Origin of the sequence: Arthrobacter sp. zg-Y895, from assembly GCF_020731025.1 — a bacterium.
Taxonomy (GTDB): Bacteria; Actinomycetota; Actinomycetes; order Actinomycetales; family Micrococcaceae; genus Arthrobacter_B.
In genome coordinates, this window is the sequence record NZ_JAJFZY010000003.1 from 535,210 (window position 1) to 558,096 (window position 22,887).

17 protein-coding genes and 1 pseudogene are annotated in these 22,887 nt (G+C 62.1%); 6 read left to right on the top strand and 12 right to left on the bottom strand.

What is annotated here, in order from left to right:
• Positions 1–64: 64 nt before the first annotated feature.
• A complete protein-coding gene (gene bsh, locus LJ760_RS04250) occupies positions 65–1,009 on the bottom strand; it encodes a choloylglycine hydrolase (RefSeq protein WP_227919608.1) in 945 nt (314 codons plus the stop codon).
• A gap of 227 nt (positions 1,010–1,236) precedes the next feature.
• Here bsh and LJ760_RS04255 point away from each other — a divergent pair, with 227 nt between their 5' ends.
• Positions 1,237–1,917, top strand: a complete 681-nt coding sequence (locus tag LJ760_RS04255) for a M23 family metallopeptidase (protein WP_227919615.1) — start codon at positions 1,237–1,239, stop codon at positions 1,915–1,917.
• 637 nt (positions 1,918–2,554) lie between these two features.
• On the opposite strand, the gene LJ760_RS04260 is transcribed toward LJ760_RS04255, so the two are convergent.
• The 9 genes from LJ760_RS04260 to LJ760_RS04300 form a co-directional block, all read right to left on the bottom strand.
• Positions 2,555–4,045, bottom strand: coding sequence for an MFS transporter (locus LJ760_RS04260; protein ID WP_227919623.1), 1,491 nt, complete (start codon positions 4,043–4,045; stop codon positions 2,555–2,557).
• A gap of 11 nt (positions 4,046–4,056) precedes the next feature.
• Positions 4,057–4,854 carry an HpcH/HpaI aldolase family protein gene (locus LJ760_RS04265; RefSeq protein WP_227919633.1) on the bottom strand — a complete coding sequence of 266 codons (798 nt, stop codon included), beginning with the start codon at positions 4,852–4,854 and terminating at the stop codon, positions 4,057–4,059.
• Positions 4,839–5,624, bottom strand: coding sequence for a 2-oxo-hept-4-ene-1,7-dioate hydratase (hpaH, locus tag LJ760_RS04270; RefSeq protein WP_227919637.1), 786 nt, complete (start codon positions 5,622–5,624; stop codon positions 4,839–4,841). Before hpaH ends, LJ760_RS04265 begins: the two co-directional genes overlap by 16 nt.
• Positions 5,625–5,753: 129 nt before the next feature.
• Complete coding sequence (gene hpaD, locus LJ760_RS04275) at positions 5,754–6,848, bottom strand: 3,4-dihydroxyphenylacetate 2,3-dioxygenase (protein WP_227920925.1); 1,095 nt, start codon at positions 6,846–6,848, stop codon at positions 5,754–5,756.
• Between the two features lie 50 nt (positions 6,849–6,898).
• On the bottom strand, positions 6,899–8,416 hold the full coding sequence (gene hpaE / locus LJ760_RS04280; protein WP_227919638.1) for a 5-carboxymethyl-2-hydroxymuconate semialdehyde dehydrogenase: 1,518 nt from the start codon (positions 8,414–8,416) through the stop codon (positions 6,899–6,901).
• A gap of 48 nt (positions 8,417–8,464) precedes the next feature.
• Entirely contained in the window at positions 8,465–9,172 is a 708-nt protein-coding gene (locus LJ760_RS04285; RefSeq protein WP_227919641.1) for a GntR family transcriptional regulator, read from the bottom strand.
• The gene (locus tag LJ760_RS04290) at positions 9,169–10,638 is read right to left on the bottom strand and encodes a fumarylacetoacetate hydrolase family protein (RefSeq protein WP_227919643.1); all 1,470 of its coding nucleotides are present in this window, start codon (positions 10,636–10,638) and stop codon (positions 9,169–9,171) included. Before LJ760_RS04290 ends, LJ760_RS04285 begins: the two co-directional genes overlap by 4 nt.
• Before the next feature lie 247 nt (positions 10,639–10,885).
• A complete protein-coding gene (locus LJ760_RS04295) occupies positions 10,886–13,447 on the bottom strand; it encodes a DEAD/DEAH box helicase (protein ID WP_227919646.1) in 2,562 nt (853 codons plus the stop codon).
• Positions 13,440–14,432, bottom strand: coding sequence for a HamA C-terminal domain-containing protein (locus LJ760_RS04300; RefSeq protein ID WP_227919647.1), 993 nt, complete (start codon positions 14,430–14,432; stop codon positions 13,440–13,442). The genes LJ760_RS04295 and LJ760_RS04300 overlap by 8 nt, the downstream gene beginning before the upstream one ends.
• Positions 14,433–14,882: 450 nt before the next feature.
• On the opposite strand from LJ760_RS04300, the gene LJ760_RS04305 reads away from it, so the two are divergent.
• The gene (locus LJ760_RS04305; protein ID WP_227919648.1) at positions 14,883–15,962 is read left to right on the top strand and encodes an alkene reductase; all 1,080 of its coding nucleotides are present in this window, start codon (positions 14,883–14,885) and stop codon (positions 15,960–15,962) included.
• A gap of 182 nt (positions 15,963–16,144) precedes the next feature.
• Entirely contained in the window at positions 16,145–16,873 is a 729-nt protein-coding gene (locus LJ760_RS04310) for a DUF4839 domain-containing protein (RefSeq protein ID WP_227919649.1), read from the top strand.
• A 56-nt stretch (positions 16,874–16,929) separates the two neighbouring features.
• Here LJ760_RS04310 and LJ760_RS04315 read toward each other — a convergent pair whose 3' ends face one another.
• Complete coding sequence (locus LJ760_RS04315; protein ID WP_227919650.1) at positions 16,930–20,895, bottom strand: NB-ARC domain-containing protein; 3,966 nt, start codon at positions 20,893–20,895, stop codon at positions 16,930–16,932.
• Between the two features lie 138 nt (positions 20,896–21,033).
• Between LJ760_RS04315 and LJ760_RS04320 the strand changes: the two genes are divergently transcribed.
• The 3 genes and pseudogenes from LJ760_RS04320 to LJ760_RS04330 form a co-directional block, all read left to right on the top strand.
• Positions 21,034–21,609: a KH domain-containing protein gene (locus LJ760_RS04320; protein ID WP_227919652.1), complete on the top strand. Its 576-nt coding sequence runs from the start codon at positions 21,034–21,036 to the stop codon at positions 21,607–21,609.
• A gap of 51 nt (positions 21,610–21,660) precedes the next feature.
• Entirely contained in the window at positions 21,661–21,828 is a 168-nt protein-coding gene (locus LJ760_RS04325) for a hypothetical protein (RefSeq protein ID WP_227919655.1), read from the top strand.
• Positions 21,829–21,868: 40 nt separating this feature from the next.
• A pseudogene (locus LJ760_RS04330) lies at positions 21,869–22,018 on the top strand (alkene reductase); the annotation flags it as partial.
• A gap of 88 nt (positions 22,019–22,106) precedes the next feature.
• On the opposite strand, the gene LJ760_RS04335 reads toward LJ760_RS04330, so the two are convergent.
• Positions 22,107–22,511 (bottom strand): hypothetical protein, encoded by a 405-nt coding sequence (locus LJ760_RS04335; RefSeq protein ID WP_227919658.1) that lies wholly within the window; start codon positions 22,509–22,511, stop codon positions 22,107–22,109.
• Positions 22,512–22,887: the final 376 nt, after the last annotated feature.

Sequence of the window (22,887 nt, forward strand, 5' to 3'; positions counted from 1 at the left end):
CTGTGCAGGGCGCACGGCTCCGCGGGCAACACTGGACCGCGCGACGGGCAGTGCAGGCAGAAAGCTAGACGACCACAAGCTCCGTTTTGTCCGCCCCGTGGTCGGCCAGCGCGACACTCTGGATGGCCGGGTCGTCGTAGGTGTTCCAGTAGTAGGTCATGGTCCGGGACGAGAAGAGCCCGGTGTAGGTGGTCTTCTCAAACTCGCCCGATCCCATGGCCGCGCTTCCCTCCACCATCGCGACCTGCTGCAGCGTGTGGAACGCGCGGCTGACGTTCTCCTCTTCGCTCGTCTTGGGCGGGTAGTTCGCGTGGACGTAGGCTGCGCGCACAAACCGCGACGGCGAGTAGTAGTCACCGGGAATCCCCCGCATAAGCGACCCCGAGCCGAACGGGGCCAGGTGCGCCTGGTTGAGCACGACCTCCTCCGGGAAATCGGGTGAGGCATTGAGGTAGTTGCGCAGGTTCTCGTGGTGCCAGCCGAAGCCGGGCTGGTTTGCCAGAACGTCGACGTCGTCGTGGAAGACGTGCATGCCGTCGCTGGTGTACTCCACGACGATTGAGCGCGTCGCGTCACCGATCAACCAGTGCAGCAATGAGCTCGGGTACTTCTCGTTGATCGGCCTGTCCACAATGACAACCTTGTCCAGGGCTGCCTCAACCTCGTCGACTGTGCTGAACTGGGAGGCCACCCAGAGCGGGAACTCGAATGCGGCGACGTTCGTCGCGCCGTCGACCGGTGCCGGCGCGTACTCCGCGTACCCCGGAAAGTTGAGGCCGCCGACGGCCAGGCCTGCGTCGTTGCCGCAGTCGAAGTACAGCGGTGTGTCTTCCTGAACGATGCCCATGCCGATGACCGCATGCTGGATCTTCGGCACCGCCCCGAAGGGCGAGTTCGTGGCGTACCCGGTGGGCGTCACCACCACCCGCTCTCCGAAATCAGACGTCCAGTCGAGGTTACGTGCGAAATAGAGGTTGCTGCCGTCCGAGAACCTGATGCCTGTGCACATGTTTATGCTCCCTGTTCCAGCGAAACCCTGGGAGTTCCGCCTGCTTGCTGGGCCTACGCCGGAGACGCCGAGGAGGACAACGGTGCCTGCCGCCGCCCCGCCCTTTTCAGGTTAGGCCCGGACCCCTGGCTTGCGGCAGTATGCATGCCAAACCCGAACCCGCGGAGGGACAACCCTGCTGCGGCTCGGCCCTTTCCTTCCACCCGCACGAGGCCTATAACCGGACCATGACGCACCATGCACCGCTGGAAGTTTCCCTCCCCTTCACCGGGAAATGGAAAGTGCAGAACAGTCCCCTGCGGCGGGTACCCAGCCACGGCACGCATCTGCTCGCCACCACCTATGCCATCGACTTTGTGGGCGTGGACGACGACGGCCGTTCGGCTCCCACGGTCAGCTGGCACTCCGCGTTCGGAACCGAGCCTCCGGAACTGTTCTTCGCCTTCGGACGGCCGATCCTGGCTCCGGTCAGCGGGCAGGTGGTCACCGTGCACGACGGCGAAGTGGACCACGAAGCCCGCCGGTCGCAGCTGGCCCTCATCCCGTATGTGCTGGGCCAGCAAGGCCGGCTGCGGCAGGGAGCCGGTGCGATTGCCGGAAACTACGTCCTCATCGAAACGGCCGACGGCGGAGCGGTGGTTGGTTTGATGCACCTGCGTTCCGGATCGATCCGGGTCTCTACCGGGCAGCAGATCCGCGAGGGCGAGCAGATCGGGGACTGCGGAAACTCTGGCAACTCCACGCAGCCCCATGTGCATGTGCAGGCCATGGACGGAGCGGATCCGTGGACCGCCCGCGGATTGCCGCTGGTTTTCCGGTCCTTCGGGGAGAAACCCGCCCGCGGCAGCACGTTTATCCCTCGCGAGAACATGCTGCCGCAGGAGGCTTCGACGGTCGAAGCATCCTGAGTGCCCAGGGTCCTGCGACAGCTGGGCCGCCGCGGGCACCAGCACGGGCACCAACCTCGCCAGCACAGCATCCCACCGGGTGGTACGAAAGTTTACTAGTGGGGACACAGCAGCCCGACCAGCACCAGATCGTGGGACACCGTGCGGTGGAAGAGCCACCCGCCAGCAAGCATCCCACCGGGTGGTACGGAAGTTGCCTGGTGGGGAACCATCTGCCCCACCAGCACCAGATCGTGGGACACCGTGCGATGGGAGGGGTCAGCAGCAGCACAGCATCCCGCCCGCCAGCACAGCATCCCAGGGAATGGTGCGGATGTTGCCTGATGGGGACACAGCAGCCACACCCGCCCCATTTCGTGGGACGCCGTGCGGCCGGCATCAACTGCGGCGAACGAGAAGGCACAAATTACCGATATTCGGACGGAAAACGGTAATTTGTGCCTTCTCGATTCCCCGGACGCCCGGCCCGGCCGGCCCGGTCATCCAGGACACCCCCTGGCCCCGCCCGGAAACGGCTAAGGCCCGGCAGCTTAGGGGAATCGACCCCCTAAGCCGCCGAGCCTCGAGCTGAGTGAGCGCTAAACGTGCGGGCCGGTGCCCGTATTGGACACGCCGCCGCGCGGCCCCGGCTCGACGGCTAGCGGGTTTCCACTCCGTCGCCCGTACCCGATCCCGTACCCGAACCGACAGCCCCCGAACCGGCATCATCCGTCGACACCCCGCGGCGCTTATCGAAGATGGTTGCCCCGACTTCCTGCTCCGACTGGTTCCGGATCGACAGGTCGATGCCCGGCCTGTCGCGCAGCATCATGGTGGCGGCCGCAGCGAGCACGATCATCACCAGCAGGTAAGCGGAAACCGCCGTCGTCGAACCGGTCTCCTTGACCAGCGCCGCGGCGATGGTCGGCGCGAACGCCCCGCCGATGATGGCGCCCAGCGCGTAGGACACAGAGACGCCGGAGAAGCGGATCGACGCCGGGAAAATCTCGCTGTACCAGGCCGCCTGCGGCCCGTAGGTCAGGCCGAGTCCCACGGTGAACAGGGCCATGCCGAGGAACAGGATCCCGATGTCGCCGGTGTTGATCAGCCAGAACAGCGGGAAGACGGTCAGGGCCAGGCAGGCGAACCCGATGAGGTAGGTGTTCTTCCGGCCGATCCGGTCCGCCATGAAACCGCTGATTAGGGTGAAGACGAACCACAGGGCGGCGGAGCCGGAGACGGCCAGCAGCACATCCGTGCGGTCCAGCGCCACGGGGCCGTCCGGGTTCGTGGAGTAGTTCAGGATGAATCCGCCGGTGGTCATGTAGCCGGCGGCGCTGTTGCCCGCGAAGACCAGGGCGGCCAGGAGAACCAGCTTCCAGTGGTTCTTCATCAGCTCCACGATGGGCATCTGCGTCTGCTTTTTCTTCTCGGCGATTTCCTCGAAGACCGGGCTTTCGCTGACGGACATGCGGACCAGGAAGCCGACGACAATCAGCACGATGCTCAGCAGGAAGGGCAGGCGCCAGCCCCATTCGACGAACTCGTCGCCCGGGGAGATCACGCCGGTCATCAGCGCGGTCACGCCGGAGGCCAGCAGCATGCCCAGCGGCACGCCCAGCTGCGGGAAGGAGCCGAAGAGCCCGCGGCGGTTGCGCGGGGCGTGTTCCACGGACATCAGCACCGCGCCGCCCCATTCGCCGCCGGCGGAGATGCCCTGGATGATGCGCAGCAGGACCAGCAGGATGGGCGCCCAGATGCCGGCGGTGGCATGGGTGGGCAGGACGCCGATCAGGGTGGTGGCCCCGCCCATGAGCAGCAGGGTCAGCACCAGCATGGCCTTGCGGCCGATCTTGTCGCCGTAGTGCCCTGCCAGGAAGGCGCCGAGCGGACGGAACAGGAAGCTCAGGCCCACCGAGGCGAACGTGACCAGGGTGGCGAACTCGCTGCCCGCGGGCTTGAAGAACAGCTCGGAAAAGACCAGTCCTGCGGCGGTGGCGTAAATGAAGAAGTCATACCACTCAACGGTGGTGCCGATCAGGGTCGCCACCGCGACCTTGCGGGTGTCCCGCGGGGTGGAGCGAGGAGTGGATTGAGGAGTGGATCGCGGGGAACGGGAGCCGGCGGCAGTGCCGGAAGGTGCAGCCATGGGAATCCTTGTCAGTAACTCGCGCGGACGTCGTCGTCCGCGGCAGGGAGATATTTAGCGGCCAGGGCTTCGCTGCCCCGGGCCAGGAGTGCGACGTCGGCGCCCACCAGGATGAAGTCCACGCCGGCGTCGATATAGCGGCGGGCGGTGGCCTCGGCGAACGCGTTCACGCCCACCGGTTTCCCGGCAGCCTTCACCACCCGGATGCAGTGCTCGACGGCGGCAATCACGTCGGGATGCTCCTGCTGGCCGAGGTGGCCCATGGACGCAGCGAGGTCCGACGGACCGATAAACAGCCCGTCCACCCCGTCGACGGCGGCAATCGCCTCCACGTTCTCGACGGCGGCGGCGGTCTCGATCTGCACCAACAGCGTCACGGACTCGGCGGCGTTCTCGAGGTACCCCTCGATCCGGTTCCAGCGCGACGCGCGGGCCAGTGCACTGCCCACCCCGCGGATGCCGTGCGGCGGATACCGGACGGCGCGGACCAGGTCGGCGGCCTGTTCCGGGGTGTCGACCATGGGAATCAGCAGATTCTGCGCGCCGAGGTCCAGGTACTGCTTGAGCAGCACCGCGTCCCCGATGGGCGGGCGGACCACCGCGGTGACCGGATAGCCGTGCACCGCCTGCAGCTGGGCGAGCAGGGATTCCAGCCCGTTGGGGCTGTGCTCGGCGTCGATCAGCAGCCAGTCCAGGCCGGAGCCGGCGCAGATTTCGGCGACCAGCGGGCTGCCGGAGCAGACCCACATGCCGGTCTGCCGGCCGCCGGCCAGCCGGGCGGCAAAGGTTTCCTCTACTCGAAGCGGCATGTGATGGTTCCCAACGGTCCGTAGTCGGCAAAGACGGTGTCGCCCTTGTATACCCACATCGGGCGGGTGAAGGAGCCGGCGAGGATGATTTCCCCGGCCTCAAGCGAGGTGCCGTGCACGGCGAGCTTGTTCGCCAGCCAGTACACGCCGGCGGCGGGATGGTTCAGCACCCCGGCCGCGACGCCGGTTTCCTCAATGCCCTGGTTCCGGTACAGCAGGGCCGACACCCAGCGCAGGTCGACGTCGGCCGGCTTCACCGGGTTCCCGCCGACCACCATGGCGCCCATCGCCGCGTTGTCCGCGATGGTGTCCACGATGGTCCGGCCCTCCATCTCGATCCGCGAATCCAGGATTTCCAGCGCCGGCACCACGTAATCCGTGGCATCCAGGACGTCGAACAGCGTGCAGTTCGGCCCGGAGAGCGGCTTGCCCAGCACAAACGCCAGCTCCACCTCGATCCGCGGATGCGTGTACCGGTCCCACTCCAGGGTGCAGCCGTTTTCCAGCACCATGTCATCGAGGATGACGCCGTAGTCGGGTTCGGTGATGCCGGTGGCGGCCTGCATGGCCTTGGAGGTGAGGCCGATCTTGTGGCCGGCCAGGGACCGCCCGGAGGCGATCATCCGTTCCCGCCACAGGTTCTGCACGGCGTAGGAGTCCTCGATGGTCATGTCCGGGTAGCGCTCGGTCAGGCGCGGCACCGGGGTGCGGGTGCGTTGGGCTTCAAGCAGCTCATCGGCCACCGCCCGGAGAGTCTGTTTATCTAGCACGGCGATTCCTTTGTCTTCGGAGGGTGCAGTGTTCGGAGAGTGCGGCGTGTTCGGGGTGCGTGGGAGAGGGTGCGTGGGAGAGGGTGCGACGACGACGGCGCCGGCTTCAGCGCCGTCGTCGCGCCCGGTCTAGAGCTGGGTACCGATCTTGAAGCCCTTGGCGGGCTCGCCGGAGGAGCTGCCGGCGTCGTCGGGGCGGGTGTAGGAGAACCCGTCCGCGCCGATGGTGACCGCCATTTCCGAGGTTTCCGTGCGCTGGGTGAGCGGCTGCGGGTTGCCGTCCAGGTCCAGCACCAGCGAGGCCTCGGTGTACCAGGACGGGACCACGGGGTTGCCCCACCAGTCGCGGCGCTGGTTGTCGTGGACGTCCCAGGTGATGGTGGGGTTGTCCGGATCGCCGGTGTAGTAGTCCTGCGTGTAGATCTCGATGCGGTGGTCGTCCGGATCCAGGATGTAGAGGTAGAAGGCGTTGGAGACGCCGTGCCGGCCGGGGCCGCGTTCAATCCGGTCGGAGATGCGCAGGGCGCCCATCTTGTCGCAGATCTGGATGATGTTGTGCTTTTCGTGCGTCGCGAAGGCCATGTGGTGCATGCGCGGGCCGTCGCCGCCGGTCAGGGCGGTGTCATGGACGGTGTGCTTGCGGTGCATCCAGGCGGCGTAAGTGACGCCGTCGGAATCCTTGATGTCCTCGGAGACCCGGAAGCCCAGGTCCTCCAGGTAGGCGCGGCCGCGGGGCACATCCGGGGTGACCTGGTTGAAGTGGTCCAGGCGGACCAGTTCCCCGGCGGAGTAGAGATCGTAGCGCTGGGTGAGGCGTTCCACGTGGTCCACTTCGTAGAAGAACTCGTAGGGGAAGCCCAGCGGGTCCTCCACGCGCACGGAGTCGCCGATGCCCTTCACGAAGCCGTCCTTCCGGCGTTCGGTGCGGCAGCCCATCTCCTGGTAGTACGCCTCCGCCACGTCCACGTCCTCGGGGGTGCGGACGCGGTAGGCCAGGGCGGCGACGGCGGCCACCGGGCCCTTGCGCAGCACCAGGTTGTGGTGGATGAACTCCTCAAGGGAGCGCAGGTAGATGGCGTCGTCGTCCTCTTCGGTGACGTGCAGGCCGAGGACGTCCACGTAGAACTTCCGGGACCGTTCCAGGTCGGTGACCACCAGGTCCGTGTAGGCGCAGCGGACGATGTCCGGCGGGGCGATGCTCGGGGTGGGAATGCGGTTTTCGATCTCCATGGTTTTGCTCCTTTGCAAACGGCGGGGGAAGTGTCGGGGAGGGGTTAGCCGTCGACCTTGGCGGCGTCGTCGGTTCCGAACTTGGGGGTGTGGACCTTGCCCAGGGTGATGTGCACGGCCTGCTGGTCGGTGTAGAAGTCGATGGAGCGGTAGCCGCCCTCGTGGCCCAGGCCGGAGGACTTCACACCGCCGAACGGGGTGCGCAGGTCGCGGACGTTGTGGCTGTTGAGCCAGACCATGCCGGCCTCGGTGTTCTGCGCGAAGTTGTGCGCGCGGGTGAGGTCCTGCGTCCAGATGTAGGCGGCGAGCCCGTACTTGGTGTTGTTGGCCAGTTCCAGGGCTTCTGCTTCGGTGTCGAAGGGGGTGATGGCGACGACGGGACCGAAGATTTCCTCCTGGAAGATCCGGGCGTCCGGGGCGACGTCGGCGAAGACGGTGGGGGCGATGTAGTTGCCTTCTTCGAGGCCTTCGGGGCGTCCGCCGCCGGCGAGCAGGCGGCCTTCGGTCTTGCCGATTTCCACGAAGGAGGCGACCTTGTCGAAGTGTTCGGGGTGCACCAGGGCGCCCACCTGCGTCTTCGGGTCGTGCGGGTCGCCGACGACGATGGTCTTGGCGCGGGCGGCGAAGCGTTCGCAGAATTCGTTATAGACCGGGCGTTCGACCAGGATGCGGGAGCCGGCGGTGCAGCGTTCCCCGTTGAGGGAGAAGACGCCGAACAGGGCGGAGTCGATGGCGGCGTTCATGTCCGCGTCCGCGAAGATGACGCAGGGGCTCTTGCCGCCGAGCTCCATGGACAGGCCCTTCAGGTTTTCCGCGGCGTTGCGGAAGATGGTCTGCCCAGTGGTGGTTTCGCCGGTGAAGGAGATCAGCGGGACCTGCGGGTGCTTCACCAGGGCGTCGCCGGCTTCCTCGCCCAGGCCGTTGACCAGGTTGAACACACCGGCGGGGACGCCGGCTTCGGTGAAGATGTCCGCCCAGAGCGAGGCGGAGAGCGGGGTGAACTCGGCCGGCTTGAGCACCACGGTGTTGCCGGTGGCCAGGGCCGGGGCGAGCTTCCAAGACTCGAGCATAAACGGGGTGTTCCACGGGGTGATGAGCCCGGCGACGCCGATCGGCTTGCGGTTCACGTAGTTGATCTGGCTGCCCGGGACCTTCATGGCATCGTCGAACTGGGCGACGATCAGGTCCGCGAAGAAGCGGAAGTTCTCCGCAGCGCGCAGGGCCTGGCCCTTGGCCTGGGTGATGGGCAGCCCGGTGTCGAAGGTTTCCATTTCAGCCAGGCGTTCTTCCTGGGCCTCGACGGCGTCGGCGATCTTGTTGAGGATGCGGGCGCGTTCGCGCGGCTTCATCTTGGGCCACGGGCCGTTCACGAAGGCTTCGCGGGCGGCGACGACGGCGGCGTCGATGTCTTCCTTCTGGCCAGCGGCGGCGGTGGCGTAGGTGGAGTTGGTGACCGGATCCAGTACGTCGAAGGTGGCGCCGTTGGCGGAGTCCACGAACTTGCCGTTGATGAAGTGCTGGATGTGGGTGGGCAAGTTCTCCGGGACGAAGTGCGTGCTCATGGTTTCCTCTTTCGTGTGTTTCTTTAGATCGGGAGGCTTTAGCTGTTCTTAGATCGGGGAGGGCGGCTGGTGGTTCTGGGCCAGGAACGCGTTGAGCGTGCTGGTGCGGTGCGCGCGGGCGGCGTGCTCGACGTCGGCTGCCGGGGCGTGTGTCTCGATCAGGTCCAGCAGCGCCTCGTGTTCCGCGACCGAAGCGTGCGCCCGGTCCGGGACGTACCGGAAGACCGAGGAGCGCATCCGGCCCAGCCGGTTCCAGCCGCGGTGGACCAGGTCCAGGATGTGCGGATTGGGGCAGCGGGCGTACAGCAGGGCGTGGAACTCGGTGTTCAGGGCGGTGAAGCGGACCGGATCGAAGTTGTCCAGGACCTCGCGCATTTGGTTGTTCAGTTCCCGGGCTTTCGCCAGTTCCTCGGCGCTGATGCGCGGGGCGGCGAGAGCGGTGGCGGCGCCCTCGATGATGCTGAGGGTCTGCATGGTGTGCAGGTACAGGTCCGGGTCAATGCCTGCCACGGTGGCGCCGACGTTACGGACAAAGTGCACCAGCCCTTCGGCTTCGAGCCGGCGGATGGCTTCGCGGACCGGGACCACGCTGAAGCCCATCTCCGTGGCGATGCTGCTGAGCACTAGGCGGTAGCCGGGGCTCATTTCGCCGCCGAGGATGCGGTCCTTCAGCTGGGTGTAGGCCTGCTCCGATTTCGAGCCGGTGCCCGTGGCGGTGCTGACGGATTGCCCGTTGCTGTTGGCTTCTGCGCTCATGCCTGTTCCGCTGCCCAGGCCTCGTACTTTTCCTTCCAGGCGGCGTTCATCGGGTAGAGCCCGTCGACGCCGTGGCCGGCCTTCACCATTTCGGCGATGAACTCTTCCTGGTGTTCCTGCCGAATGCAGGCCTCCACCAGCTCCTCGGCGATGACCGGCGGGATGACCAGGATGCCGTCGTCGTCGGCCACGATGATGTCGCCGGGCTGCACGGTGGCACCGCCGCAGGCGATGGTGATGTCGGTGTCCCAAGGGACGTGCCTGCGGCCGAGGACGGCGGGGTGCGGGTTGGCGCAGTAGACGGGCAGGTCGATGCCGGCCACGGTGGAGTAGTCACGGACGCCGCCGTCGGTGATGATGGCTGCGGCGCCGTTGTGCTTGGCGCGCAGGGCGAGGATGTCGCCCAGGGTGCCGGTGCCCTTTTCGCCGCGGGCTTCCATGACCAGGATTTCGCCGTCGCCCACGGAGTCGATGGCGCGTTTCTGCGCGTTGTAGCCGCCGCCGTGGGACTTGAAGAGGTCCTCGCGGTTGGGCACAAAGCGCAGGGTGCGGGCGGTGCCGACCACCTTGCGCCCGGTTTTGGTGCCGGTGAGGCCGTCGATGGAGACGTTGTTCAGGCCGCGGGCGCGCATCTGCGAGGACAGGGTGGCGGTGGCGACGGATTCGAGTTTGGCCTTGAGTTCCGGGGTGAGGGTTTTGGCCTGTTCCTTGGGGCTGAGGCCGGCCTTCTCGGCGGAGCCCCAGGCTTCTTCGCGCTGCTTGTCGTCGATCTTAGGCTGCGCACCGAAGGACGCCAGCGGGGTGATGCCGTCGGTGACCGTGGTGGCGAGGCGGCCGGTGGTTTTGTCCGTGCCGGGGACGTCGACTTCGACTTCGAGGCGGTCGCCGGGTACGGCCACGGAGGCGCCGGCGGGGGTGCCGGTGAGGATCAGGTCGCCCGGTTCCAGGGTGAGCAGCTGGGAGAGGTCGGCCACCAGCTGGGCGAAGGGGAACAGCAGGTCTGCGGTGGTGTCGTCCTGTGCGAGTTCGCCATTGACCCAAGTGCGGACGCGCAGTGCGGCGGGGTCGACGTCGGCCGCGTTGAGGATGGCGGGGCCGATGGGGGTGAACCCGTCACCGCCCTTGGAGCGGAGGTTGGAGCCTTTGTCTGCCCAGCGCAGGTCGTAGACACCCAAGTCATTGCTGGCGGTCACTCCCCCGACGTGGCTCCAGGCGTCCTCGATGGAGACGCGGCGGGCGGTCTTGCCGATGATGAGGGCGATTTCGCCTTCGAAGCCGAGCAGTTCGCAGCCGGCAGGGCGTTCCACGCTGCCGCCGGTCAGGGCGAGGGAGGAGCTGGGCTTGAGGAAGTAGGAGGGCTGTTCCGGGGTGCGTCCGCGTTCTGCTGCCCGTGACGGGTAGTTGATGTGGACGGCGATGACCTTGCCGGCCTGCTTCAGCGTGTCCTTGGTGGCGTCGTTGCCCATGTCTCTCCTGGATCAAGTACGAAATCGTATATGATCAGGGTTACATGTGGTGGGGGTCACGTCAAGAGGGTGAATTATCATGTCAGCGCCCGATCATGGCATTCAACTTGAACCCAAGCGATCACTAGACCGCGGCATCTTGCCAAAGCAGCGAGCCGCCCTCTGTGCGGACACCCATAACCACATCGTCTCAGGAATCCGGCATACGCATCCCGCCGGACAGGAAGTTCTACGCCAATAAGTCAGATCAGGAACTCTTGGAAGCAGAACGAAGTTCGACTCTACGAAGCACTTCGTCTACTTCCCGGACAATCATGGTGGGCACTCCAAGAGAGCTGAGATTCTGCCCCGACAGCCAAGCAACTGCTTCCGCAGTTGTGAGGCGTTCGTCCGCAATGAATTCGGAAATTAGGGTAGTAGCGGTACGGGATAGGCCCAGAGACATCAGAGATACGTCAGTTGGCCTCGAAACGCCCAACTCCAGCATCATGGTGACGTCAGGGCGGGGAGGAGTGTTCGCCTGCGGTGGGACGATCACATCGACAATGTCCGAGTAACAGGCCAGGTATTTGGGTGCGCGGAATCTTGCAACTTGTTCTACATCTTCCAAGACCCCCCGGATACATTTAGCAGTGCTGAAAGTATCGGGATTGTTACGGCGTTCATAATTAATCCGCTCTGAAATAAGCCAAGGGATTGGGCGCCCTGTCATCCAGTTCAGGAGTAAGACCGACAATCGGGCCTGGTTCCCCGGCACCCCAAAACCCGCCCGCAGGTTCCTCTCACAACGAGCCAGAACCCGAACGAGCCTCTCGAACGCTCCTTCGTCATGGGGCGACAGGAGAGGCAGAGAATCTGGGTCCTTCGTTCGAAGATCCTCCAGCAAACGCTGCATGGCTTGGGGGTTGATTCCCGGATGCGACCGGCGAACCCTTTCTGGCACTATGAGTTCGCTCTCTTTCAACTCAAAGGCATCAGCCACATCAGCGGCAGCCGCCGCCGGGAGCGCTCGAAGCGCGATCGAACTCTCCTTCCGCGCAGCCGCATCAAACAGATGTGCCGCTAAGGCTTCCAGATCTTCATCCTTCCTAGTGCCACGTTCGTGCTCACCATTTCTATTTATGAAGTCCGTGATGCGCTTAGAATCCAACACCTTTGTCTCAGTAGCAAATGAAATGCGACCGCTTGACCTTTTTGTCGGTGCCGGATTTGTCCAGCCACCATTCGCTCTGGTGCCGATGCAAATAATATTTCCCGCGAACTCGGAGCCCCACCGTCCGGCACGACCTGCGAGATTCCAGAAATCGAACGCCGTCATTGGATTCCCTTTGCCCCTGCGAGGATTCATGATCCAGATATTGGTACAGGGCAGGTTCACGCCCTCAAGGAGAGTCGAAGTGCAAACAAGGAAGCGGATCAGTCCCTGGCGGTAGAGAGCCTCAACACCCTGCCGGACAGGCTGAGGCATATTGCCATAATGAAAGGCCACGCCTCGCGCGACCAGCTCCGCTAGGAGATAACTGGAATGAACAGATTTACGAATCAAGTCCTGTAGATCTTGGATTCGCACGTCATGTAGTTCAGCCTCTGGACCCAGATACTCGAAAATCTGTTTTGCGCATGTTTCTGCATCTGACGGCGTATTCGCATAAACGATATTCAAGGCGTCAGGCCCAGAGAGTTTGGCCGGAATTGCAGCTAGGCGCTTTAGGCGAGGATGAGGCTCTTCGCCAAGAGAGACTTCTGCAATCGTCTGCATCTCACCATCTTCGGATCGCTCGATCTTCCACTTGGGCGCATGGCGAGGAACGGGGTTCACCCAGTACAGGTTCTGACTGACGCTCGGTACAGGAGAGACGAAAGCATGCGTCTGCTCATCACTTGCCGATCGAGTAAGCAGCGCCTCGGGGTTCTCGGTCATAGGACTAGCAAAAACGGCCCGTAAGGATTTATTTCTTCGCACCGCTTCCTGAAGCACTTCTTCCAAGAGTATTCCGCGGTAACCCTCTCCAATCTTTTGCGCCTCGTCGAAGAACGCTGCCGTCGGGATCAGACCGCGAAAACGGTCGAGCGTAATCTGAACCCGTTCCTGGGTCATGACTAGAATCCTGGGTCCTTCGTCGACGAGACTGCTATCCCAAGGAATCGAGTGAATATGTACAGACTTGAGTTCTGGCTCATCTAGAAGTTCTTTAGTGACCTCGTCTACCAGTGCCCGCGTAGGAACCACGTATAGAACCACCGCCCGATCATCCGCAACAGCTTGATCGATTACCCAACGTTTGACGACATATGACTTACCCGCAGACGTAGGCGCAGAGACGCTCAGCCACCCGTTTACACCGGATTCTCTCCAAAATCGTTTTTGAAAATCACTTCCAAGGAACGGTTCGCCGGCAATTGGCTGAATCGTATGCTCAAGTTTGGCAGCGACGGAGTCAAGACGAAGAGGAAGCGGCAGGGAACGACGGTAGTATTCGCTGATTCGATCACGCTTCATCGCTAGAGCTATGGACGGCCAGTTTCCGAATCGTTCAAGCAGCAGAGCCGCAGCGGTCTTATTTTCGGCTGTGCTGGTGGCCGACTGCAAAGCCCCGAAGCTGATATCCATAACTGCTTGCTGAACTGACGCGCTTCCGTCTTCTTCGAGAGCACTAGTAAGAAAGAGCGCTAAATCCCAGTCAATCTGAGAGTAGCTACGTTCGAAGCTCGCTGACGGAAATGCTGTCCGATCGAACTCTCCTAAGACCGCTGCTCGAAGCTCTCGAAATACTTCGGAATCAAGAATCTCTTCATTGATCTCAATCATCAGTCCGCAACCCCAATGCCCCAAGGGTCAATTTCCGGAAGTTGGTAACGTTGGTGAACGGAACCATAAAGAAGTCAATATCGAATGTTCCCAGATTGTGGTTAGTGATGTGGGTCGATAGGTGGCTGGACCACGACGCGATGGTTGAATGGATGGCGTCGTCCTCCTTAATATCATTGAGCGACACGTAGGACGGGTATTTGTCGAGATCGAAACCAACTAAACAGGCGGCGCGGAGTTCCAATAAGTTCCACTCGGGGTTCTTTTTGATGAAGAACCTCACCATGGCGTCCTTGAGTTCTTTTCCCTCAACATCGAGGTTGTCCCTGACAAGACCCAAGTCTCTCGATGCCCTCTTCCTGTCGGGATCCGTCATAAAAGGACCTACTGAGTCAAGGCATTCGCGCACAGCCGCGGAGCGATTGGCGTGAATCTTTGATTCACCCCAATAGATCGCCAGGCCGCGTTCTGTTTTCTTCGCGTGAACACCGTCGGCACCGTGGTAATGAACCATGTTTGCCGTCTTAAGACTCATTTTACTGAGGATTTGCGGCGCTCCTAGCACCCTCTCCGTGAGCAAGTAGAGCAGAAGTTCACCGGCTTCACCGGACGTGCTGCTCTCCACAAATAGATCGACCGCCTCTTTTCGCAGCGCATTTGAGGCTTCTTGGGACCCAGTCCTAAGCTGCTCTTCTATGGCTTCAAGGCGTCGCTCCCGCGGTATGCAGTAGTCCGTCACGAGATTGGCAAGAAACTCTGCAAGTTTCGGCTCCTGAAATTTGCCGTTGACATCGGCCGGAATCAGGTGGGTCCTTAGATGAGTTTTTAGATTGGGCAGGTCCAGTGTCTCACCAACGGTGAGCATGTACCCGTCGAGGGTTTCGGGACCTTGGCGCGGCGATAAAGTATGCAGGCCTAGCGCGTTCGGGCTTTGCGAGTTCGAGCCGCGGCTTGAGCCTTCACTGGGCTCCACTGAATATGCCACTATCTATCCGACCGCACGGCATCTGCATAGGGCGGCACGGCGTTACCCCACCTGCACGAGTTACGAACTCCGACTTTAAGCGTCTTCAACAGTTTTCCGTTCCGGCGAACGGTCACATCTGGTGCGGATCGCCTTGCAAGAGGTGTCTTATGACACAGCCAATGTAGTCGAGAGCGTGCATAGTCGCCTCACGACACGCGACACTTAAAGCGCACGGAAGGCGATGTGCAGGATAACCGCTCCGTCCGCTGCCTGGTCAATTGGTTGGGAATGATTGTCGGTGGGTAGAGACCCGCGCATGACTTGCTTGTTCAGAACTGATGGCTGTCACCAATATGTGACGTTCCTAGCTCTGCGGAATATCCGAAGCGACGACCGTAGTTGTGCTCCCTAGCAAAGGTTAATTGCATTGAGCCTCTTCCTGAGGCACGCAACAAAAGGAACCCCTACTTGAAACTCTTCACCCCCCTCACGGTCGGCACCATGGAACTGCCCAACCGCCTCGTCATGGCACCGATGTCCCGGGTACGCGCCGACCGCACCGGCGTGCCCACCGACATCATGGTCGAGCACTACCGCCAACGCGCCTCCATGGGCCTGATCATCACCGACGGCATCTACCCCTCCTTCACCGGCCAGGGCAACGCCCTGATGCCCGGCCTGGTCACCGAGGAACACGTCGCCGGCTGGAAGCGCGTCACCGACGCCGTCCACGCGGCCGGAGGCCGGATCGTCGCCCAGCTGATGCACTCCGGCCGCGTCGCGCACGAGAACATCAACGGCGGACGCCAGCCGGTGGCCCCCAGCGCCATCGCGCTCGAAGGCATGGCGCACACCTACGACGGCAAGCAGCCCTACCCGGTGCCGCACGCCCTCACCGAAACCGAACTCCCCGGCGTCGTGCAGGACTTCGTCTCCGCCGCACAGAACGCGATGAAGGCAGGGTTCGACGGCGTCGAGCTGCACGGTGCCAACGGCTACCTGCTGCAGGAATTCCTCTCCCCCGTCTCCAACACCCGCACCGACAACTACGGCGGTTCCCCGCAGAACCGGGCCCGAATGGTCATCGAGACCTTCCGCGCTGTGGCCGAAGCCGTCGGCGCCGAGCACACCGGCATCCGTATCTCCCCGGAACACAACATCCAGGGCGTGCTGGAAACCGACCGCGCCGACGTGACCGCCACCTACACCGCCCTGGTGGACGGCATCGCCGACCTGAAGCCGGCCTACCTGTCCATCCTGCACGCGGATCCGGCCGACGAGCTGGTCCAGGACCTGCGCCGCCGCTTCGGCGGCCCGGTGCTGATGAACACCGGCTTCGGCACGGTCACCAGCCGCAGCGACGCCATCATGCTGCTCGAGGAGAACCTGGCCGACGCCGCCGTTGTCGGCCGTCCCGTCATCGCCAACCCGGACCTGGCCCGCCGCTGGCAGGAGGACCACCCGCTGAACGAGATCGACCAGGCCACCGTCTACACCGACGGCGCCGCGGGCTACACGGACTACCCGGTGCTGGCTCCGGTTTCCTAGGCAGGACGAGCAACGACGGCAGGCCTTCCGCATAACGCGGGAGGCCTGCCGTTCTTTGCCTGTACACGCCGTTGGCGCGGCATGGCCTAGGCCGAGTGGCCGACCGCCGTGCGGAATCCCCCGCTGCCATTGCTATGCTCCGATGGATCATGTGAGCAAAACCGATTGGGTCGGGAAACCGCATGGCTGACGACAACGAGCAGTATGAGTTGAAAACCGTGCGTGCCATCCGCGGCGCTGAAGCCCTGACCACAGCAAAGTGGCAGAAGGGAGGCTGGGAGTTCGTCTCCCAGGACAAGGGGACCTTGAGGACCGAGATCACCCTCCGTCGGCTGAAGCGGAAACTGACCTGGCGCCTCGTGGCCGTGGCTTCCGCCGCCGTCGTACTCCTCATCACCCTCACCTTCACGACTAACCTGTTCCAGGACGACGACGGCGCCGCCGTCGCAGATCCCGCCGCGGCGGAAGCGGCCCAAAGCGAGCCGGCTCCCACAATAAAGGCGAAGACTGAGCCGGTTGAAGAATCGGTGCTCACCGTAGAGAACAACGCGGATCTGGCGGAACTTCTGATTACGGACACTTGCAGTAGCGCGGTTTGGGACTTCGCCACCAAATACGAGGGGCAGACCATTGCGTTCGACGCGAATATTGGTGCCATGCAACTTCATGGCGGCTACACCACGCGTTACGACATCTTGATTAGCGCGGGGGATTTCAGCGAAACAACGTCATCTGGCCCATTATTTCAATACAGGGACGTGAACACCGTCTCCGATCTGCGCTACGCGGACGACAACCGTCCGGACACGATAGGTGTGGGCGACAACGTGCGAATCACCGCTCAAGTCGTCGAGTACGAGAGCGTCTCTTGCCAATTCATTCTTAAGCCGGTCAGCACCGAATTTCGGTAGCTGCGGAGGGCTGGTGGTCCTGAACGACCATGCCGGACGAGGCCGCACCCCCTCCCTCACCCCTCATCTGCTGGTAGAGGATAGCGCCGATCGAAATCGTTGGCTCGTGCGCGAACTTTACTTGCTTGATCGATGCGTCCGAGTTCTCGGAGGCCACGCTCAAGACCATCCAGAAGCTGCATGAACCGAAGTTTGTGCTTACTCGGTTGCAGTTCGGCGGGTAGCTGGAAATGGTTCGCAGCGCGAGCCAAAGCGTCAACGGCCTCGGGGTCGCGTTCGAGCTTACCCAGTGACGCGCAGAGGAGGATGAGCGTGTTCGCGAGCTTGATCTGGAGCTCGGCGTTGCTGGGATCAACATCAATCAGTTCTTGCCAGGCGAGGGCGGCCCGTTCGGCAAATGATGCTGACTCAGCAGGGCTATCGCACCGATCGTAGACGAATGCTAGGAGGAAGAGCGCATTCGCGACCTCTGCTCGCGCCTTACTGTCGTCAGGCTGAACACGGCATAAATCCAGGTACAAGTCTAGGCAGGCCTTGAGAGGTTGGACTGCGTCGTGCGACTGAGGCGTCGCTGCGAGGGCCTGGCCAAGATCTCCGTAGGCGCTGGCGAGCGATCTTCTGATGTCACAGGCGACGGGGCTTTGTTCCATCTCTTTCTGCCAAACGTCCACTCGATGCCTGAAACTGGCTATAGCTTCGTCCGAAGCACCTATCTGCAGACAGGCCTGACCGAGCACTGACAGGGACAGATTCAGAAATTGGCGGGCATCCTCAGAATCCAGATGGCTCAGGATTTTAACGGCACGGCGCGCGTGACTCACCGCATGTTCCTGATCGCCGGCCTCTTGAGTAGTCGCGGCTAGCCAGTAAAGAGACTGACCATACTTCGATTGAAGCTCGTCTGAGGGCGTGATTTGAACGAGCATCTCAAGAATGTTGACGTAGCTCGTGAAAAACGAAACAGCTGTGTCGTGTCTTTCGGCCGACCGGGAAGTTATGGCCGCACGGAAGTATGCGTCAGCCAGTTCCATGGGATTGTCACCCGGGCTCAAATCCTCTCGAGCACGAGTCAGTTCAAGGCAAACTTGTGTCAGATCGGCAGCATCTTGCACTCGCTCTCGGTTGATTGCTTTACGAGTCAGAGAATAGAGCATAGGCAAAAGTGAATCCTCAATGTCCGCTCGGATGCGCGCGTCAACGAGCGGATTTGGCTGAGCCACAGCTTCGGCGTGGTTTGCTGCACGGGTGAGCGTTGCCCTCGCATCGTCACATCGGCCTTGGTGCAACAAGACGCTGGCAAGAAGTACTGGTTCTCTTTCACTCCTTGTAAACCAGTCTTCGGCTTCGCCCCATTTGCCCGCCCGGGCGCAAATGTATCCCAGTTCAGTGGCGATTCCTCTGAAATAGACGATGCGGCCTAGCTCCGTTGTTTCATAAAGTTCCGCGGCCCTGCGCAAGTATTTTTCGGCCTCCTCAGTCCTTCCCGCCGACACCAGCCGACGGCCGAGCCCCGCTTGCGCTAATGCATCCGCTTCTGCGTCAGCGGGGACTTGCCCCGCCCCAATCGACAGCGCCCGGTCGAGTGCGGCCTCCGTGCGTTGCACGTCGGACAACTCTTGGTATAGGTCAACTAGTGCGAGCTGATTCGATATGAGCTTGTCCTCCTGGGCATTGCTCACTTGGAAACGCTCACGGAGTTTTGCAGCGTTTGTTCGTCTTTCGAAAGCTAGTCCGGGTCGATTCAGTTCGGTGTCTAGGTCCGCCAGCGACTCCAGATAGGCGGCTCGGAGGTCGTCAGAAAGACCCGGAATCTCGGTCAGTCGTTCATATATGTTGACGGCCTCCGTGAGGAGTTTGTCTGCACGCCCTTGCCGGCCGAGGCCCCTGTCGCCCAGCCCTATGCCCACTAGGCGTCGTGCAAGATCAGCTAGCCCTATGGCTCCTCCCCGCGACAGGTGCGGCCGCATTAGTTCAAGCTCATCACGTTCCCATCCGAGGACCTGTTCAGATGTCGATGGTTGTGAAAAGCCGAGAAGCGCAGCGGCGGTATTTCTGGCGGTTAACTTTAAGTTGGGCAGCGCCGCGATGGGGCCTATAGCAGCCCAGACATCCTTGGACTGTGTGTTGGCTGGATTCGCGGTGATCTCAAGCAACCACTGGTCAGCAAGGAGGGCACCGAGCTCGGCCAACGCCTCAGGGGCGGCGGATTCACGGATGGCTCTGGCAGCCAGCTGATGAATTGCCAGCCGCCCGTCTTGCCAGCCGCCGATGAGTCGAATGATGCCGTAGTCGACCAAGCGTTTGATGCAAGGGTGCATTCGGCCCCTGTTCGGGACAAGATCTGTTCCACCCGCAACCCATTCTCTGACGTCGTCGCGCTGCCACAGCCATGTTGGGTGGCCATCTGGATCCTGGAGGGCCGCGATCATGGCGGCACGTTCCACTACCCCGTTTGGCATGCCCTCAGAGGCTCTGTCCAGCGCAAGCTGCCACGTGGTACCAATAAGCCTCGGGTAGCCACCCACATCTGAGTAGTCGGCTGCCTCGTCCATACGGTTGGCATGGTCGAATTCCTCGATCCAAGCTGAGACCGCCATTCTGTTGGCCGCAATTGTCGATGCCGCGATGGAAAGTGCGAGCGGGTGCTGCCTAAGTGTCTGGGTTAACCTGACTCTGCTGTCCTGGGACGTCTCGGGTAGACGGTTTTTGAGGAATTCCTCGGCTTCGGCCCGCGAGAACAACTCCGCTTCGACATGACGTCCGACGCCGTCGATCCTGTGGGAGTTGCTCAGGGTCGTAATGAGTACCCGTCCCCTCGGGTTTACCCCTGTAGGGACTAGTTTGTTCTCGATCAGACCTTCGGCATCCGCATCGTCTAACACGATCAGCCAGCGCGTGTCGGTCGTTCTGAGATGATCGAGCAGTGCACGCGTAAGTTGGTTATCTCGATCGGCAGCATCGGCTGGAACCGAATCTCCGAGGCCGTTGAGGCGTTCCGCTGCGCGCGAAAACTCTCTGGTTACGGCCACTGAATCGGCGGAGTTCACCCAAATCAGCAAGTCGTGACGGTCGTCGTCTACACCGCTCAGAGTTTCCTGCATGACCTTTCGAGCGGTATAAGACTTTCCCAAACCCGGTCCACCGCGCAACCACACTCGGCGATCCCCGCCGTCGCCCCACAGGTGGGCAATTTCACTATCGATTCCCCTCCGTTGATAGCGATCACCTACTTCGGCGAAGTCGCCGACGAAGACTGGCCCATTGTGCTCCTGCGCTTTGGAATTAGCGGACATAAGGCCCGTACTAGCGGGTGCCAGCTCTTGGCCTGAACCTGTGTCCCAGACGACGCGCTTTGTTCCTTTGCCACCGTCGAGCAAGCAGGCTTCACCGACGTCAGGCACGGGCTGAGCACTAGATTCCAGGAGCCACTTCGCCGCCAGTACAGCGAGGCGTGCTGCCTGGCTAGCGAAGCTGGCACCCGTTGACTTACCCGGGACGCCTGACAGGTTTCTACGCTTTGTCCAGCGCATAGTCGCGAAGTCCACGTCCTGTTTGGGGACGGGAATATCGAGTGTGAACGGCTTGTCGTCCCGCCAGATTTGCCTGGGTTTGAGCGGCAGCCTGGGGCGCTGAGCGTTATGTTCCAGATTCCAGGCGATTTGTCCCAACAAAAGCACCTCTCCGTCGGAGAGCTTGTTGCTCTTATTTATCCTTCGGCGGATGTCGGCGTTATCGGCCATGGGCGTCAACACTCTATAGAGGGAGTCTCGCAGCGAATCGACGTCCTCACTGCGTGCTAGGAAGTGCTGAATAAATTCCCGAGCAGCGTTTGCAAGTGGAGGCAGCTCGAGCTTGTCCGGATCGACATGTTGGCTATCCGTCAATCCGTACTCATTCATCAGCGAATGCAGATAAGCCGCAAGCACAACCACGGGACTGGCAGTCGCCGGTGCTTTTCCCAGGACTTCTCTAAACGCTTTAAGTAGCGTGCCGTTGATCCTCAGCTCTCCGTTTATTCCCATGAACGCATCATGCCAGCATTCCGTTCACAGGAATGCTAGGCACTGCTAGGCATCGCGCCGGTTGATGCCTAGCGATGCCGCGATTGATCGTGTATTCAGCGTCAACCGGCGCAGACAGAACGGAAGAAAGGCAAAGACATGTATGGAATTACCTCGTGGCTGCTGATCGGAACAAGCATTCTGGTGGCTTTCACCCTCTGGCTATTCACCTACCTGAGAAGCCGGCGCTCGTCCCAGCCACGGTTGGCTGTACCACCCATTTACACAAACCACGCGAAGGAGCGAATGCTGGAACGCCAGGTGAGGCAGCATCAAATCGAGCAGGTGATCGCCAAGCCCAGTCGAACAGTACCGGACCGTCAAAACGGCAGCGTTCGACTCGAGCGTGAGCTCGACGGCCGCGTTCTCAAGGTGTGGGTAGTGGCAGAACCGTGGGAAACAGCGAAGGCGGCCACAGTCAAAACGACGGCATGGGCGGACCTCGCCCAGACGTTCGAGATCCCCCCAGGCCGAGCAGGACTCATTATCGGCCCTGGCGGTTCCACCGTCCGCGGGATCGAGGCGGCAACCGACACTCGAATAAGTGTCGATAGGACCGGGTCGGTACGGGTCTCTGCCGATTCGATGGCCTCACTTGAATCGGCCAAACAAAAGATCCACAAGCTCATCGAAGATGCAGTAGGCCTGCCCGGCAGCCACTACCGCGCAGCCTGAGAACTACCCGCTCCACAGGCAGCAAAACTAGCATCACGAAAGGAGGTGATCATGATGGCCAGCAACAATTCGACGGGTGCCGGTAAAGCCGGCAACACGCCCCGTACGGTCTCGCCGGCCCGTCTTCAGCAGAAATCCGGCACCACCAATGCGTTCGGCGGGTACGAAAAGGTACAGCACTCCGACGGGACCTTCAGTATGAGCAAAACGGAGAAGTAATGTGCGGTAGCGACGCCATCCTGATGCTCGAGGCGAACCCGCCGTCGTCGGCCGTCCCGTGATCGCCAACCCGGATCTGGCCCGCCGCTGGCAGGAGGACCACCCGCTGAACGAGATCGAGCAGGCCACCGTCTACACCGACGGCGCCGCCGGCTACACGGACTACCCGGAGCTGGCTCCGGTTTCCTAGCCGAAATGAACAACAGCAGGCCTCCCGCGTGATGCGGGAGGCCTGCTTTCGTTATCAAGCCGAGTACCTCCATCCCAGCCGGCAATCGTCATTGGGTCCTACCCGGGTCCTTTGGCGGTACCGGCCGACGTGTTCGGGTATTGATGCGGAATTCCACGTCCCGGGGAAGGCCGGTCAAATCAACCTGAACAACGTCCACGTCTCGGTCCGTCCAAGCGGTTGCCCTCCTGAGCACCTGCTCCTGGATGTCCTCCAGATGAAGCTTCTCGCCGCCCTCCAGCTGCTCATCGATATGGCGTCCCACAACGGTTCCCTCGTCATCGAAAACGGCCAGGCTGACCGTCTTTTTCACGCTGCTGAGAGTCTTTTGGCTGCCGCGGTCGTGGAGGAGGCCGAACGCCGAGCAGCCCTCGATCCCCTCGGTTTTGAGCACGAAGGTGAGTTCATCGGCGGCTTCCATCCAGACAAAATTGTCGGTTTCCTCATTGGCCATAGGCCCCACGGTCCTATGGGTGTTTCCTTTGTCTCGATATAGGTTTTCGCGAACTGCCGCTTGAACGGCTGGAACCTTTCGCCGTTCTGCATGCTAAGCGCGGTCAATTGGATATGGGCCAGGATGGGACGGGGCTCAAATCTCACCCGGTGGGTTATCCAGTGCAGGTTTTCGCCGCGGCGGACCAGCCAAACGGGGTTGAAAACGTTGGACATCGTAGATCTCCATTGGCTCTAGGTGAACATCGGCCCTCGAAACCGCCCAAGGTCAGGCGGCGGGAGCGCGGAGAGCTGCGGTCAAGGCTGGTCGTTCGTTCCGTGGCCACATACCAGCGGGCAACACCTTCATAGTGCTCCGTCAGGTTAGCGAGCGGTAG

Bases quoted from the DNA above. Each gene is read 5' to 3' on its own strand.
- LJ760_RS04310 (WP_227919649.1), top strand. From the start codon at position 16,145: ATGGCTGACGACAACGAGCAGTATGAGTTGAAAACCGTGCGTGCCATC.
- LJ760_RS04320 (WP_227919652.1), top strand. From the start codon at position 21,034: ATGTATGGAATTACCTCGTGGCTGCTGATCGGAACAAGCATTCTGGTG.
- LJ760_RS04325 (WP_227919655.1), top strand. From the start codon at position 21,661: ATGATGGCCAGCAACAATTCGACGGGTGCCGGTAAAGCCGGCAACACG.
- LJ760_RS04265 (WP_227919633.1), bottom strand. From the start codon at position 4,854: ATGCCGCTTCGAGTAGAGGAAACCTTTGCCGCCCGGCTGGCCGGCGGC.
- LJ760_RS04260 (WP_227919623.1), bottom strand. From the start codon at position 4,045: ATGGCTGCACCTTCCGGCACTGCCGCCGGCTCCCGTTCCCCGCGATCC.
- LJ760_RS04255 (WP_227919615.1), top strand. From the start codon at position 1,237: ATGACGCACCATGCACCGCTGGAAGTTTCCCTCCCCTTCACCGGGAAA.
- bsh (WP_227919608.1), bottom strand. From the start codon at position 1,009: ATGTGCACAGGCATCAGGTTCTCGGACGGCAGCAACCTCTATTTCGCA.
- LJ760_RS04295 (WP_227919646.1), bottom strand. From the start codon at position 13,447: ATGATTGAGATCAATGAAGAGATTCTTGATTCCGAAGTATTTCGAGAG.
- LJ760_RS04285 (WP_227919641.1), bottom strand. From the start codon at position 9,172: ATGAGCGCAGAAGCCAACAGCAACGGGCAATCCGTCAGCACCGCCACG.
- LJ760_RS04315 (WP_227919650.1), bottom strand. From the start codon at position 20,895: ATGGGAATAAACGGAGAGCTGAGGATCAACGGCACGCTACTTAAAGCG.
- LJ760_RS04335 (WP_227919658.1), bottom strand. From the start codon at position 22,511: ATGGCCAATGAGGAAACCGACAATTTTGTCTGGATGGAAGCCGCCGAT.
- hpaE (WP_227919638.1), bottom strand. From the start codon at position 8,416: ATGAGCACGCACTTCGTCCCGGAGAACTTGCCCACCCACATCCAGCAC.
- LJ760_RS04290 (WP_227919643.1), bottom strand. From the start codon at position 10,638: ATGGGCAACGACGCCACCAAGGACACGCTGAAGCAGGCCGGCAAGGTC.